Source organism: Blautia sp. St.27G3 (assembly GCF_059728505.1).
Map to the genome: position 1 here is coordinate 557,531 of NZ_BAAGFO010000002.1, position 14,522 is coordinate 572,052.

The 14,522-nt window shown below is 41.9% G+C and carries 11 protein-coding genes and 2 pseudogenes; 1 reads left to right on the forward strand and 12 read right to left on the reverse strand.

The annotated features are described in order from the left end of the window. Positions 1-167: 167 nt before the first annotated feature. From AC6I2O_RS12220 to AC6I2O_RS12240, 5 genes and pseudogenes are all read right to left on the reverse strand, one after another. Positions 168-320: pseudogene (locus AC6I2O_RS12220) on the reverse strand (recombinase); the annotation flags it as partial. 314 nt (positions 321-634) lie between these two features. Beyond that, a complete protein-coding gene (locus AC6I2O_RS12225) occupies positions 635-1,999 on the reverse strand; it encodes a relaxase/mobilization nuclease domain-containing protein (protein ID WP_160253586.1) in 1,365 nt (454 codons plus the stop codon). A 1-nt stretch (position 2,000) separates the two neighbouring features. Then, positions 2,001-2,357 carry a plasmid mobilization protein gene (locus tag AC6I2O_RS12230; RefSeq protein ID WP_016306716.1) on the reverse strand — a complete coding sequence of 119 codons (357 nt, stop codon included), beginning with the start codon at positions 2,355-2,357 and terminating at the stop codon, positions 2,001-2,003. A gap of 721 nt (positions 2,358-3,078) precedes the next feature. Next, the gene (locus AC6I2O_RS12235) at positions 3,079-3,504 is read right to left on the reverse strand and encodes an RNA polymerase sigma factor (RefSeq protein ID WP_016213427.1); all 426 of its coding nucleotides are present in this window, start codon (positions 3,502-3,504) and stop codon (positions 3,079-3,081) included. Positions 3,505-4,090: 586 nt separating this feature from the next. After that, positions 4,091-5,416: an MATE family efflux transporter gene (locus AC6I2O_RS12240; RefSeq protein WP_120391730.1), complete on the reverse strand. Its 1,326-nt coding sequence runs from the start codon at positions 5,414-5,416 to the stop codon at positions 4,091-4,093. Between the two features lie 156 nt (positions 5,417-5,572). Here AC6I2O_RS12240 and AC6I2O_RS12245 point away from each other — a divergent pair, with 156 nt between their 5' ends. Further along, entirely contained in the window at positions 5,573-6,823 is a 1,251-nt protein-coding gene (locus tag AC6I2O_RS12245) for an aminotransferase-like domain-containing protein (RefSeq protein ID WP_497742780.1), read from the forward strand. A gap of 206 nt (positions 6,824-7,029) precedes the next feature. On the opposite strand, the gene AC6I2O_RS12250 is transcribed toward AC6I2O_RS12245, so the two are convergent. From AC6I2O_RS12250 to AC6I2O_RS12280, 7 genes and pseudogenes are all read right to left on the reverse strand, one after another. Then, entirely contained in the window at positions 7,030-7,401 is a 372-nt protein-coding gene (locus AC6I2O_RS12250; RefSeq protein WP_016213431.1) for a TnpV protein, read from the reverse strand. A gap of 239 nt (positions 7,402-7,640) precedes the next feature. After that, positions 7,641-7,781, reverse strand: a complete 141-nt coding sequence (locus AC6I2O_RS12255) for a cysteine-rich KTR domain-containing protein (protein ID WP_497742781.1) — start codon at positions 7,779-7,781, stop codon at positions 7,641-7,643. A 21-nt stretch (positions 7,782-7,802) separates the two neighbouring features. Continuing rightward, the gene (locus AC6I2O_RS12260) at positions 7,803-9,533 is read right to left on the reverse strand and encodes an ABC transporter ATP-binding protein (RefSeq protein WP_497742782.1); all 1,731 of its coding nucleotides are present in this window, start codon (positions 9,531-9,533) and stop codon (positions 7,803-7,805) included. Further along, a pseudogene (locus AC6I2O_RS12265) lies at positions 9,530-11,321 on the reverse strand (ABC transporter ATP-binding protein). Before AC6I2O_RS12265 ends, AC6I2O_RS12260 begins: the two are co-directional and overlap by 4 nt. 170 nt (positions 11,322-11,491) lie before the next feature. Further along, positions 11,492-12,112 (reverse strand): TetR/AcrR family transcriptional regulator, encoded by a 621-nt coding sequence (locus tag AC6I2O_RS12270; RefSeq protein ID WP_120391733.1) that lies wholly within the window; start codon positions 12,110-12,112, stop codon positions 11,492-11,494. 165 nt (positions 12,113-12,277) lie between these two features. Continuing rightward, positions 12,278-12,907 (reverse strand): ATP-binding cassette domain-containing protein, encoded by a 630-nt coding sequence (locus AC6I2O_RS12275; protein ID WP_497742783.1) that lies wholly within the window; start codon positions 12,905-12,907, stop codon positions 12,278-12,280. A gap of 18 nt (positions 12,908-12,925) precedes the next feature. Further along, the gene (locus AC6I2O_RS12280) at positions 12,926-14,386 is read right to left on the reverse strand and encodes an ABC transporter permease (RefSeq protein WP_497742784.1); all 1,461 of its coding nucleotides are present in this window, start codon (positions 14,384-14,386) and stop codon (positions 12,926-12,928) included. Positions 14,387-14,522 lie beyond the last annotated feature (136 nt).

Genomic DNA, 14,522 nt, shown 5'->3' on the forward strand with positions numbered 1-14,522 from the left:
AAAATGACCGCCCCTCCACCGACTGGCACGAATTCCCGTGCTGCCTTGGCACAGCCCTAAAAACCAACAAGGGATTCCGGCAACACCCTATGTGCCAGAACCCCTTGCTTTCAGCGGTTTTCCCGATATTCTATTCATGCCCTTTGTATCAATTAAGCGGTTTACATTTCCACATACTCGTTAACGACTAAAAATCCCTGTTCATTTGCGTAATCCCTGAGTATTTGTTTCTGCGTGGAAATGCTTGCGCTTTCCCCTTCCAGCTCGTCATCACGGCTTAAACGCATATATAACGCTGTATTGTATTGCTGCTGTTTCACTTGTTTTAACCTCCTGTCTTTGGAAACAGCCCGCCACAATACACTGCTTGCATGAATCTATTATAGCATGGGGCAGGCCGTTTTTCCATCATTGCAACAATATTCTTCTTATGGTTTTTTCATCTCGTACCGCATGACATTCTCCGCAAGCGTTTCCACGGTCTGTTTTTTCCCGCTGAAATGCTCTGTAAGATGGACAATGTTTTTGCCGCAGACAAAAGAAGTCTGCCCATCCTTTTCTATGAAATACCCTGTTGGGATTCCTTTCTCTTTTGGCTGGATTCCTGACTTAATTATTCTGTCAAATAGCTGTTTTACCGTAATGATTCCTCCCTCCTGCGGTCTGTTTTAACTGGCTGTTTCTGTTGGTTTAACCGCTGGTTTTCAATCGTATCGTGGATTTGGTCTAAGCAGTTGTCGATATGGGCAGAGCGTTTTTCAATCCCGTCTGCATATTTCAGCCGTTTCCTAAGCTCTGTTATCTGCTCCGTCACGCCCTGCTTTTCGGCTCGGAGTGTTTCTTTTTCGGCTGGTGTGGCACGGCGTACCTTGTTCCGCAAGTGCTGGCGGTAGTCAATCAGTTTATTCATTTCGGTCTGGTTTTTCTCCCTGTCGGCGTGTAAGTCGGAAAGGGTAGAGATGTTATGCTTTGACATATACCTTACCTGTGCGGTAATCTCGTCCAGTTTCCGAAGCTCCTCTTTCATCAGCGGGCTTGCCGGCTTGTAGTCTGTGCCTTTGGGGAATATCCCCAGCTGATAGCACCAGTGGTAATACAACGCTAAAATCCCTGTGGTTTTCTGATGCGGTTTCCATGCGTTTTTATACTGCTCTGGCATATGCGGGGAGTAGGAAATCCTTGCTTTGTAGTTTCCATATCGGGAAGCCCCGCCTAAACATGACCGTATGAAATCGGGAGTCAGCCGTTCGTCAAGCGTGTCTAACCTTGTGAAATGCCTGTACTGCGGCAGCTTCATTTTCCAATGGCTGCCCGAAAAATCAATCTCATATCCTTTATCGGTAAGGTATTTCATCATGTGCTGTAAATCCCTGCTCCCGTTGATTGCTTCCCTTAAATCCTCCCGATAGACGTTGTACCGTGTCGGCTTTCCGCTTTTTTCGTCCAGATACAGCGGTCTTGCAGGGGCTTTCTTGGGGTTTTCAATCACCGATAAACTGTACTCTCGGCATAAGCGGTCGGACACCTCCCTTAGCCGTTTCTGTTCGGATTTTGAGTAATTATATTTGCTCCCATCCAGATAAGAAACGGAGTTAAAACAGAAATGATTATGGAGATGTCCTTTGTCAAGGTGGGTGGCAACGATTATCTGGTATTTATCGCCCCACATTTCCCTTGCCAGTTTTAATCCGATTTCGTGGCACTGTTCGGGCGTTACCTCGTCTGGCTTGAAGCTCTGGTAGCCGTGCCATGCGATATATCCGCCTGTCTTTTGGTACTGCTTCTTTGTCAAAATCATCTGCTGTAATGCGGTTTCTTTCAAACAGTTGATAGCGGAAACATACTCGCCCTCATTTGTTTTTGACGGATTTTTCACATAGGAGAACACGTCAAAGAAGTCCTGCATATCTTCATTCGGCACGGTCTTTTCTGGATTTTCTATATAGTCAATCACGTCTTTTATGCTCCCTTTGACATGCCATAGGCTCGTTACCGCCATATCAGACCGCCCCCTGTTCTGTCAATTCTTCTATGCTGAACCGTTGTGGGAGAGTTGTTTTCTGTTGCAGTTCTAAGATAAAATCCTCAATCTCCTTACAGATTTCAGTGGCGGTTGGATAGTATGGGACACACTTTTTGAAAGCGTCATGCACTTCATAGAGCTTGTTTAACAGTTCCCAAAACTCGGTTTTTGGCTGCGGCTGCGGGGCGTTTCCCTTGCATAACTGGCGCATAAATTCGGCAGCGGACAGACCGCAAGCGGCGGCGCACTGCTTTAATTTTTCATGTTCTCCCTCGTTCAATCGGACGGTAATCGGGACATTCCGCACGCCCTTTTCTGATTTTTCTTTGCTCATTTTCCTTAATCCTCCAGTCTTAAATTCCTTTCTTCGGGGTATTCAGGGGCTGTCCCCTGCGTGAAGTCCATACGCCTTTCGGCTGTGGATTGGATTGTGCGCGAGTAGCGATGAGAATGCCATGCTTGCATGGGCATTCGAGGAGCACCGCGGTCATAGCGGGGAATGCAAAGCATTTTCCGCTATGGCTGACACAATCCGATGCTCGCTATCTCTGTGGACAATGCCACAGAGCATTTTTCCTGTGCAGCGGTATTCTTAACGCCTGTCTTACCCTCCGAAAAGAAAATCCTATGTCCCTGCACCTCCGTTCTGGATTTGATTTCTCTTGACTTTTGGATAAATGAAAAAGCCGCCACACCGCACCACGAATGACAGGAGTGTTTTCTCCTGCTCGGATTCGCAATGCTATGTAACGGCTTTGAAATTCAAAACCATGCTGCCATACACCAGCCGAAAAGGGCAGCATAAATTCGGCAGCGGTCAGCCTTGTCCATTGGCTGACATTCCGTTCTTCCATCTATGTGCTATTTCATTTTCAATCTTCCAATTCCCTCACGGGTATTTCAGAATATCATAGCGGCTGTACCCATGTCAAGATTTTGGGCAAACTTTTTAGTATTCCCTGTGGACAGGAATTTTATACATCAATTTTATAATTTGGCGGGGGAATTTTATCCCCCACCCAATAGCCCGTCAAAAAGCTGTCTTTATTAGTTGGTTATAAAATCTTCCGCAACTTTTTCCGCAGATGGTCTAATCGTGCATAAATAGCCCCTGTTGTCAATCCAACAAGCGGTGCAATTTCCTTTGTGGAATAGCCCTGCATTTTCAGCAGGATGATTTGCAGGGTACGCCTGTCCACAGTAAGCAATGCCCGATACAGAGTTTCGTCCTCAATCTCATCCAGTAAATCAGCAACGGTCTTTACCTCGGCATTCCGCTCCCTGTCTGCCATTCCCTCAAGGTATTCGCCAAAGTCGCTTGTCCAATGGTAAAACCGCCTGTTGGAATTGAAGTCTGCCCTGTCGTCTGTGCGGATTTGTTCAATGGTGGTTTCATCAACTCCATGCTCCCGTAATATTTTTTCCTCGGCTTCTTTCCAGATAAGCCATTTCCTGTTCTCCCGTCCGTTGTTGTATGCCATTCTTTTTTCCTCCAATCTGAAATTTTTGAAAATGCTAAAAACCAGATTGGATAGGAGGCGAACGGCAGCCAACAGCAGAAACAGCCCTGCGGCACATTCCGATAAAAAACGACAAAAGAAAAACCGCAAAGGCTCGGTGACCTATACGGTTATAGGAGATACATATTCTGTTAAGTGGAGATTATACTTCTGGTTGCATGGCAAGAAGTAGCGTTGCATGGGCAGGGATTTTTTTAACTGGCTTCCTGCTATTCCCCGATATGCTATGTACGGATAAATTCTGTGTTGCATGAGCAGATAGATTACCGCCCGAAAAAAGAACATAAAAAACCCTCCAAACTTCAAAAACAGGTCTGGAGAGTGTCTGTTAAGTTTTTTAGGGCATAGCAATACCGCCCACCACACGCCGTATTTTTATATGGTGAACATCCATGCTATGAATGAAATGCAGGCAATAAGCAATAGCTATCCATCTTCTTTTTATCCTCAACACAAATTTGTTTTTTTGCAGATAGCTGTTGCTTAAATTGCCACATTAATTTTTTATCCATTGATTCAAGTTTGGTAAAATTCTTTATGTATATTTTTATTGTTTTTCTTTTTTGCTGACATGATAAAAATAAATTGCGCGGATTAATAGCCCTCCAAACCAGCCGATTGGAGCGGCTATCCAAATTCCATTATAACCAAGCTTTGTGCCAGACAAAATAATAGCGACAGGCACTTGAAGACAGCACAGGGAACATATGGAAGCAATCATCGGCACAAATGATTTTCCATACCCCAAAAGCAATCCGTTTAATACCTGCATGGCTGCAAAGATAATATAAAAAGCAGGCACAATCTTCAGATAGCTGTTGCCAATATCTAAAACAGACGTATCCCTATTGAATATTGATATAAATACAGACGGAAACAATACAATGACAACAGAAATACACGCTGATACTGCAATCCCCATAACCAATGCGTATTTCCCGCCTTTCAATACCCTGTCTTTCCTTTTTGCCCCTAAATTCTGGGCAGTAAAATTAGTCATAGCCTGCCCTAAGTTCAAGGCGGGCATTTCTGCAAAAGCATCTACCTTAGATGCGGCAGTATATGCCGCCATGCAATCCGTGCCAAACCCATTAATCAGAAACTGCAATGACATAAATCCCACACTCACAAATACTTGCTGTATCATGGCGGGCGTACCTATCTTCAAGCTCTTTTTTAATTCTGCCTTGTCAAACTGTAAATGCAATACATTAATAAACAAGCTGCGATAATGTATTTTCATATATACCATACAAACGATAAATGACAAAAGCTGCGATAACACAGTCGCAAATGCCGCCCCTGCCACACCCATTCCGAATGCCTTAATGAACAATATATCAAGCACAATATTCAGAAGCGCTGCCACTATCAGAATATATGTAGGTGTTTTTGAATCCCCCATCCCGCGAAGAATATTTGTAAGCGCGTTATATGCAAACGTGGGGATAACGCCGATAAACATAATTTTAAGATATATGTCAGCCGCTTCAAGCAAAGCGGACGGCACTCGGAAGACAAGCAGAATCTGATAGGAAAAACATATGCCCAAAGCAGCAATTATCAAACTGAGGCAAAAGCAGAAAGCAAATCCCGTATCCATAACTTTTTTCGCAGATTCCATGTCCTTACTGCCAAAATAACGTGAAACCAATATGCTTGCCCCCATTGAAATGCCCATAGAAAGGGCAATCAGCAGATAGTGTATCTGAAAACTGAACCCTACCGCCGCCAGACATTCTTTCCCCAAAAAATTACCTACAATAACCGTATCCGCAAGATTATATAGTTGCTGGAATAGATTGCCGACCAAAATTGGCAGTGAAAATAAAAATATTGTCTTTAACTCATGTTCTCTCGTTAAATCCTTCATTTCGTAACCTCTTTCCTACTAAAATAAAATTTATTCCTTTTTGTTGCATGGTATTGTTTGCACACAATACATACAATATAGATTATATTCTTGACTTTGTATGTTTTCAATGCTAATATTGTATGTAAGACAATTTTGAGCAGGGAGGGAAAAAGCTTGCCAGTTAATTCTTTTGAAAATTACCCAATGCCATGGATACCCGATAAAGAAAAATTAAAATCACCAATTTATATATCTATTGCGGAACTTTTGGAACAGGATATCCAAAGCGGCAAACTGGCTGGAAATACAAAACTGCCGCCCCAAAGGGAATTAGCAGACTTTCTTGATTTGAACCTAAGCACAATAACCCGTGCATTCAAGATTTGTGAAAATAAGGGGCTAATCTATGCCAATATAGGGCAAGGCACATTTGTATCCCCAAATGCCGCCATCCCTTTTTTACATAAGGCAAATAACGGGTGCGTAGAACTGGGCATAATCAGACCTTTTTACCAGTATAATAAGATTGTCGCTGATATTGCGCAAAAAACCATACAACGCAATACTTCCCAGTATCTTTTTGAATTTGACAGCATATCGGAATCTTACAAGCACAAACAGACCGCCATAAAATGGCTGAAATCTTTCCATATAGAAACAGAGCCTGAAAACATCATGCTGACGGCAGGAACTCAAAATGCCCTGACGATTGTATTTTTGGCTCTTTTCCACTCTGGAGATAAAATCCTAACTGATTCTTACACTTATTCCAATTTTATCGGCTTAGCCAGACAGTTAAATGTCCAGTTGATATCAGTAGCCGCAGATGAGGATGGAATGATACCCGACCTAGTGGAAAAGCAGTGCAGGATAATGGATATAAAAGGAATCTTCCTAATGCCGTCCTGCAATAATCCGACAGGAACTGTCATGTCAATGGAACGAAAAAGGAAAATTGCCAGCCTCATACAGCAATACCATCTGATTTTAATGGAAGATGACGCTTATGGATTTATTGCAAATGATACAGGAGAACCGATTCAGACATTGATACCAGATAATACCATTTACCTGCACAGCCTGTCAAAATCACTTTCAGCAGGCTTAAGATGCGCATATATGGTTATCCCTGATTGCTTAAGACAAACCTTTCTTGAAACGGCTAATAATGTAAATTTGAAAATACCGCTGCTTAACGCAGAAATTATAAGCGAATTAATTGCAAGCGGCAATGCAGGCAGAATCATAGGGCAGAAAAAAAGACAGGCAAAAGAACGGAACAGGATATATAAAAAATACTTTCCAGACAGCATCTGCCCGAATGAATACAGCTTCTTCCAATGGCTGCCCCTGCCTGCCCATTATAACGGTTATCAGTTGGAAATGCAGGCAACAGACAATGGCATTCATATCTTCTGTTTCTGACCGTTTTACCGTTGGCAAAGCTGAATCCACAGCTATAAGAATTGCAACCTGTTCCCCTGATTCCTTACAACAATTGGAAACAGGACTGAAAACCCTAAAACATTTGCTGGATAAGAATCAGCAATATATTTCACAAGCTAATTTCATAATATAGTTACTCCATTTGAAAGGCGGCAAAGAATTATATTCCCTGCCGCCAATTCTGATTATATAAAAATAATTTCTCCGTTCACAATTTCCCTCGCACAAGCCCTTATATTATTTATTTTGCCTGTCCACTCTATGGCATTTTCTTCCTTTAGCCGTTCCGTTATGTCCTGTGCCTGTTTCATGCTCTCTATAAGCCTTTCAAAGCGTTCCTGCGCCTGCCTGTCAATGACGGCTAGATAGGAGTTCAGTCTGCCACTTGTGAGAAGATTGGTGTATGTAACCTTGTGGTACTGTTTCAGATAATCCTGATGCCGCTGTCCCCATGTGCCTATCGGCTGTTCTTCTTCGTTGGGTAATATTAAATCTGGAATAAGATACCCATTTTCTTCGTGATATGTGCCGCCTAACTGTTCAAATATTGACTTCATATGCAAAAACTCCTTTTCTGTATGGTTTGGTTTCTGCGGGGCATCTGCAAGCAATGTGTCAGCAGGCTGTATGTATATACTATCTTTAAGTTAAGTAATCCCCTTGCCTTTCGTATTTGCCACCCATTTCCTCAAATAATGATTTTGTCATTTTCTATTTCCTCCAAATAAGATATTCACTCCACATATTTGTGTCTGCTGTCTTGAACACAATTTTTGAGTTTTGTCCTTATCTGGTTTCATACTTTGATAACTGATATATTCATTTGTTGTACGTTAATAAGGGTTTCGTGCTTGCATTTCAGGCAATATAGGGGAAAGTTTTTCAATTCGGCATCACCCGTATCTTTAACCTTGTTTTGCTTTGGCATATGGGGCATATTATCTATTCGGTATTCATGTTAAATACCCCAATCCCTGCTAATCATTTGCAGTTTTACCATATGCGGATAAATCCTGCCTGTGTTCATCAGTTTTTCCGGCGTTCCCTGTTCAGCAACAGAACCGTCTGAAAGAACAACCACTTTATCCGCACCGCTTACTGTACGCATACGGTGGGCGATAACAAGTACGGTCTTATCCTTTATCAGCCTTGATAAAGCAGCCTGTATCAATGTTTCGTTTTCCACATCAAGGCTTGCCGTTGCTTCATCAAGTAAGATGATAGGGGAATTTTTAAGGAAAGCGCGGGCGATTGAAATTCTCTGCCTTTCCCCTCCGGACAGTTCGCAGCCATTTTCACCAATCATACTGTGATACCCGTCCGGGAGCTTTGCCGCAAATTCTTCACAATTTGCCAGTCTTGCCGCTGCAATCACTTCTTCGTCGGTTGCGTCCTTTCTGCCTATTCTGATATTCTCCATGATTGTGTTGTTAAACAGCGTCACATCTTGAAATACGATAGAATAAAGCGACAACAAAGTTTCCGGCTCTATTTTCGATATATCCATACCGCCGACAGTGATTTTCCCCTTGCTTATATCCCAAAACCTCGCTGCAAGGCGTGATAGCGTAGTTTTGCCGCCGCCGGATGGTCCGACTAAGGCGGTAACTTCTCCCTGTTTCGCCGTAAAAGACACGTCTTTCAATACGGTTTCCCCGGTATTATAAGCAAATCCTACATGGTCGAATACAATATCATAGCCTTTATTTGTCAGCCTGTCTGTTCCTGTCTGGATAGGCTGGTCAAGGATTTCATTCATACGGTTTATGTTCGTTTTGGTAGAGATTACCGCAGCAAGATTTTGCAATGCACCCTCAAGCGGGGCATACAGCCTTGAAGCTACAAGCAGAAACATAAAGAACAGCGGAATATCAATCTCCCCACGAATGAGCAGCGCAGAACCTACAAGCGCAACCGTAGCAATCCCAAACTTTAATATCAACGTTGAAGAAACAACAAAAAGTGCTGTCCCAAGCTCTGTTATAATGTGCCGCTTTTCCACATCATCAATTTTTTTGCCAAGCCCTTTCAGATAACTTTCTTCCGCATTATTCGCCTTTAAGTCCTGCAAACTTTCGATACACTCCTGTACGCCGCTTTCAAGCGCGACATTTGCCGCTACGGATTTACGGTTGAAGTATTCCTGTATGCGGGCTGAAAAGAATGTGATTGTAAATGCAATCGGTAAAACCCAAACCGCCGCAAGAGCCATTCGCCAGTCGTAAGCGAAAAGGCAAACTGCAATCAGCGTTGTAGAAATAAGGGAGCCTGCCAATGCGGGTACATAATGGGAAAATGCCTGTTCAAGAGTGGCGCAGTCGCCCATAATCGAATTTGTCAAATCAGCAAGGTCTTTCTTGCCAAAAAAGGACAATGGGATTTTACGGAGCTGTTCTGCTAAGGATATACGCCTTACACCGCTTTCCACATAAGTCGCTAAGTAAGTGGCGTTATACTGAAACCATGTCACAATAAAAATAAAGCATAAGCAAACCAGAGCACCAACCGCGTAGAACGCAATGCGGCTTCCATTTATGCCCCCGTTCATGGTATCAATGACAAAGTAATAGAGCAGTCCGACGGGAAGCATAAAGGATATATCCTGTGCGACACAAGCAATACAGCCCTTTATCAAATCGACAGCCCCCTGTCTTGATAATGCAAAACGTCTTTGCAATGTCTTAATCATGCGTTTACCTCCAATCCCTTATTTTCATTCAAAATCTTCCATTCTGCCGCTTCGGAATAATTCTTCCACATTTTTGTAAATATGCCGTTTCGCTCTATCAGTCCGCTATGTGTGCCGCTTTCGACAATTTCACCGTCTTGCAGTACATAAATGCAATCCGCGTCTGTGATTGACGACAGCCTGTGTGCAATCATAATGACGGTCTTGCCCTTTGAAAGAGCAGATAAAGCCTGCTGTACGCGCACCTCATTGTCGGGGTCGGCAAACGCGGTTGCTTCATCAAGAATTAGAATAGGCGCATTTTTCAAAATTGCGCGGGCAATCGCTATTCTTTGCTGTTCACCGCCGGACAGGTACACGCCTTTTGTTCCGACAACCGTATCTATACCGTTCGGTAATTTTTCAATAATATCCAAGCACTGTGCAGCTTCCAGTGCATGGGCGATTTCTTCGCGTGTAGCGTTAGGCTTTGCCATACAAATATTTTCCAATATGGACGTTTTGATAAGGCAGCTGTTCTGAAATACAAAAGATACCTTATTCATCAATGTTTCTTTCGGAATGTCGCGTATGTCGATATTCCCTATCAGTACGCGCCCTTTTTGCGGGTCAAAAAATCTTGTGACGATATTTGCAAGCGTTGTCTTACCGCCGCCAGACGCTCCTACCAATGCGACCGTCTGCCCCGGCTTTATGGAAAGAGATACATCATTGAGCGCGTTTTTCTCTCCGTCATAGCTGTAACTAACGTGTTCCAATGTAATTCCATTATTTTCAGGAATATTATTCACGCTGCTTTCAGACAATGGTTTTTCGTTCAACACTTCATCAATCCTGTTAATTGCGTCGCCTACAATCATTGCGTCCTCGCTCATAAACATAATTTTTGTAAGCGTCGTACCAATGACGGGAGTAATCACAATATAGAAGATAAGGTTTAACAGAAGTTCATTTGTTACGCCGCCCCTTGTAAAGAGAATACCCCCGGCAATCAGAAACGCGAATACGCCGTTAATTGCCGTTGTATAGAACATCATAGGCAGACGCAGCCCCTTTGTATATGCAATTACCCATGTTTCGTAATTGTCTATCGCGTCTTTGAAGCGTTTGAAAGAAAAAATTGTCTGCCCGAAAGTCTTTACTACGGGTACGCCCCGCACATATTCAACAGCTTCATTTGACATATCAGCAAGCGCGTTTTGATATTGCTCCATTCGCTTCTCCATGTCTTTCCCTGTCATTTTCATCATAATCAGAAAACCAAGCACAACGGGAACAAGGCTTAAAAGCCCTAACCGCCAGTCAAAGGCAAGCAACAGGAAAAGCAGCCCTATGGGGGTGGCAATCGCCCCTGCTTTGTCGGGAAGCCTATGTGCAAGATACGTTTCCGTAGCGGCACTGGAACTATTTACGATTCTCCGCAGCTTTCCGCTTCCATACTTTTCCGTTACTCCAAGCGGCAAGGCTGTAATATGACGCATAAGTTCTTTTCGGATATTTGCGGCAACCCGGAAACGCGCTCATGTGCGAACACATCAAAGCGGCTATATAGACAACAATAGAAATAACCGCAAACAATACGGCAGACCAGCCGTAGCTTGTGACATTCCCTGCTTCCACGAAGTCCGGGGAAACTTCCAGTATGTCGTGAATGATACGCCATATATACCAAAAAGGTACAAGAGAAAGCAGCGCACTCATTACGGACAGTACCCAAGAAAGATAGGTCAATATTCTATGTCCTCCGGCATAGCCCATCAATCTTGATAGATTTGACTGTTTTTGCATTGAAAAAACCTCCTTAAAAATGTTTTTATGATATGAGAACAAAATAGCTGCCCTCAAATATCCGTATTTTGGTTAGTAATATCTTTTAAAAGTTAGTTAAAGCTAACCCATGTGTAAAAATGATAGGGCAGATTGCCCTTACAAATTTTTTGTAATCGAAATTGTTCGATTTATGATTGCCCCATAATTTTCATCCACCCGGCAGTATAGAAAGCTCTCATTTCTTTCAAATAATGCTTTGCTTCTTCAAGTGGCATTTCATGTATAATCAACTCAAAAAAAGTATTAAACATTCCTGTAATCAAGATATGCTCTAACCGTTCATCAATGGGCGGCGCAGGTCTGCCTAACTTTTCAAGAACCGCTAAATAATCATGTGTGCCCTTTGTTTCTATTTCTACCATTTCATCAATCAATTTTGAAAAACGCGTTCCCTCCGAACAACAAAGTATAAGCTTAAATTCATTCAAGTGTTCATAGGCATACAAAAGCATTTCATACATACACTCGCCGGAAGTAGAGGTAAGATTGCCGGGTTGTTCCTCTGGCGGGATTTCTGCAAATTCTTTTTGGGCTTTGCAAAAGCGTTTCAGTAAAAAGTTGTAGTGTTCGCCTACCAGTGCTTCAAATAAATCTTCTTTACTGTCATAGTAGCCATAAAACGCGCCTGTCGTTACGCCCGCCGTTTTGACAATATTCCGCAAGGAAGCAGACTTATAGCCTTTTTCAAGAAATTCCTGCATAGCGGCTGAAAGGATTAAGTGTAGTGTTGTCTGTTCTGCTTCGCTCATTATCCCACCCCCGTCTGTAACACTGTTATATATCGCCGTTATATGATACTTCAAATCAGAGAATTTGTCAATGGCTCAAAAAATTTTGCTGTTTTTTTTCTATGGCATTGGCATTTCCCAAACTTTACCGTATTAAAAAATAAGGAAAACTTTTCCATTCTGTTCTCATAACTGTTCTAGCTTGCCTTTCTTCAATCGAAAAACCATATCAGCTTGCTTTGCAAGGTCATTAGAATGAGTAACAATAATGACGCACTTATTCATCTGATGGGCACAATTTTTTAAAACTTCTGTTATTTCAGCAGCAGTATCCTCGTCCAAATTTCCTGTCGGTTCGTCAGCTAAAATAATAGGTGTGTCCGATGCCAATGTACGAGCGATTGCAACACGCTGCTGCTGTCCGCCTGATAATTTCATTACATTGCGTTTCGCTTCATCTTCAGTTAATCCAAGTTGTTTTAACACGAAAAGGGCATTCTGCTTTGCGGTCAGCTTTACATTTTCAACAGGTGTCATATAGTCAATGAGATTGTAACTTTGAAATATAAGTGAAACATGATTGCGTCTATGATATTCAAGTGTATGCTCTGAAATATCCACACCATCAAATATAATTTCACCTTTTTGCGGAACATCCAGCCCGCCAAGCAGTGATAACAAAGTAGTCTTTCCAGAGCCAGACACTCCCAGTATGGCATACATTTTTCCTGTTTCAAACACGGCATTTACCGCTGTCAATATTCTTTTGCTCTTGTCATAAGAATAAGATACATCTTTCATTTCAAATACAGACATTTGTAAAAACTCCTTTCGTTAACTCATTTTTGATAAAATTTCTCTTGGCTTCAAACGCATTACCGTACCCGATGAGAGAATCACTGAAACCGCAATGATTGCAATACCAATCAGATATAGCAGCAACATATCGAGAATATCAACTGAAATGTGGATTTGCTCTGTTTTTGCAATATCAACTGATACCTCTGCTTCGGGCGGTATTACGTCCTGTTCATCATTTTGTGGTGTAGAAATCTCACTATCATCTTTTATTGTGACTTGAACATCATCCAACAAGAGACCATAATCGTCCTTTATGTCCCAAACTGCATCTTTATCATTGCTTAAATTTTCTCCACTTGACGGACTTTCAATAAGTTTGTTTGCCAGTTGATTTGCAACCGCATTACCCATAAAGAAAGATAAACCAAAAGCGATTACGGCAATCATAAAAACTTCTGCCAGATATTGACTGACGATTTTACCTTTTCCAATGCCGAGAGAAAGGAATACCCCTGTTTCATGGATGCGACTTCTTCCCCACATGGTAAGTATTAAGGCAAGAATTATTCCGCTGACCAATGCAATAACCAAAATAATTGATGTAACCAAGGATTGTAGCTTTTCAAGTGGAGCAGCAGCATCTTGATACTCTGTATTGTCGGTAGTAAGTGTAAACGCCTGCCAATCAATTTCAGAATTTCCCCTTATTTCATTCACAATTTTTTCAAGGTTTGCGGGGTCATCGACCAAAAACTTTGCCGAAACAAAGCCTACGGGTGTATCTCTGAAAAGTTCTTGCAACGTATAGTAATCGACAAAAATCTGATTTTCTATTTTTTCGTAGGTAGCGATATTTTCAAATGTAGAGTCAGGTTTAAGGATTTCATAAAATCCGATAATTTTTATTTCAACTTTACAATCCGCTGTTATCGAAAAGGTGTCTCCGATTTTCAAGCCGTTTTTATCTGCTAATTCTTTGCTTATTATGGCTGAATACTTTTCGGCGTTCGTAATATGCTTTCCCTCAATTAGCTTTAATTTCTGTGATGTAAAAAAAGCATTGGTTTCACTTGAATAAACGGTTCTTGCGTATACAGAATCATTTAATTCCCCTTTTAACGGAACATTTCCCTTAAATATTTCAAGATTAGGCCAAACATTGCTTTGCGTATCTGCATCACAACTTTTTATTCCGTCCATTTGCAAGATTAAATCAATCATTTCCTGTGTCAAAGGACGTTCCGTGTATAATGTCACCCCACCCTCATTATCATTGATTGTCTTGAAATGTGGGTTACTTTCAGAAAATTCGGGCAATAGTTCAAATGTTCCTCCCATTGTTTGCCGCAGCTTTTTCTGCTCTAACCGTGCAGCCCTTTCAATCGAAATTCCAGACAGCACAAAGGTTGCCATAACAAGAAGGACGAAAAAAAGCAATATACTTTTTCCTTTTTTTCTTGTGACGTATAAAAATGCTCTCTTGATTGTCCCCATTCTATTACCTCCGTTTTCTGATGTTAATTTTAGTGAACGGCTATATCATAATCTCCCAATATGGAACCAGTATGAAATGTATGTGAAATTCAAGGATATTTTAAACAAAAAAGCTCCCCGATTGTTGGAGAGCTTC

Coding starts and splice junctions, on each gene's coding strand:
- AC6I2O_RS12270 (WP_120391733.1), bottom strand. CDS start 12,112: ATGAGCGAAGCAGAACAGACAACACTACACTTAATCCTTTCAGCCGCT.
- AC6I2O_RS12280 (WP_497742784.1), bottom strand. CDS start 14,386: ATGGGGACAATCAAGAGAGCATTTTTATACGTCACAAGAAAAAAAGGA.
- AC6I2O_RS12275 (WP_497742783.1), bottom strand. CDS start 12,907: ATGTCTGTATTTGAAATGAAAGATGTATCTTATTCTTATGACAAGAGC.
- AC6I2O_RS12255 (WP_497742781.1), bottom strand. CDS start 7,781: ATGCCCCATATGCCAAAGCAAAACAAGGTTAAAGATACGGGTGATGCC.
- AC6I2O_RS12235 (WP_016213427.1), bottom strand. CDS start 3,504: ATGGCATACAACAACGGACGGGAGAACAGGAAATGGCTTATCTGGAAA.
- AC6I2O_RS12240 (WP_120391730.1), bottom strand. CDS start 5,416: ATGAAGGATTTAACGAGAGAACATGAGTTAAAGACAATATTTTTATTT.
- AC6I2O_RS12230 (WP_016306716.1), bottom strand. CDS start 2,357: ATGAGCAAAGAAAAATCAGAAAAGGGCGTGCGGAATGTCCCGATTACC.
- AC6I2O_RS12250 (WP_016213431.1), bottom strand. CDS start 7,401: ATGAAGTCAATATTTGAACAGTTAGGCGGCACATATCACGAAGAAAAT.
- AC6I2O_RS12260 (WP_497742782.1), bottom strand. CDS start 9,533: ATGATTAAGACATTGCAAAGACGTTTTGCATTATCAAGACAGGGGGCT.
- AC6I2O_RS12225 (WP_160253586.1), bottom strand. CDS start 1,999: ATGGCGGTAACGAGCCTATGGCATGTCAAAGGGAGCATAAAAGACGTG.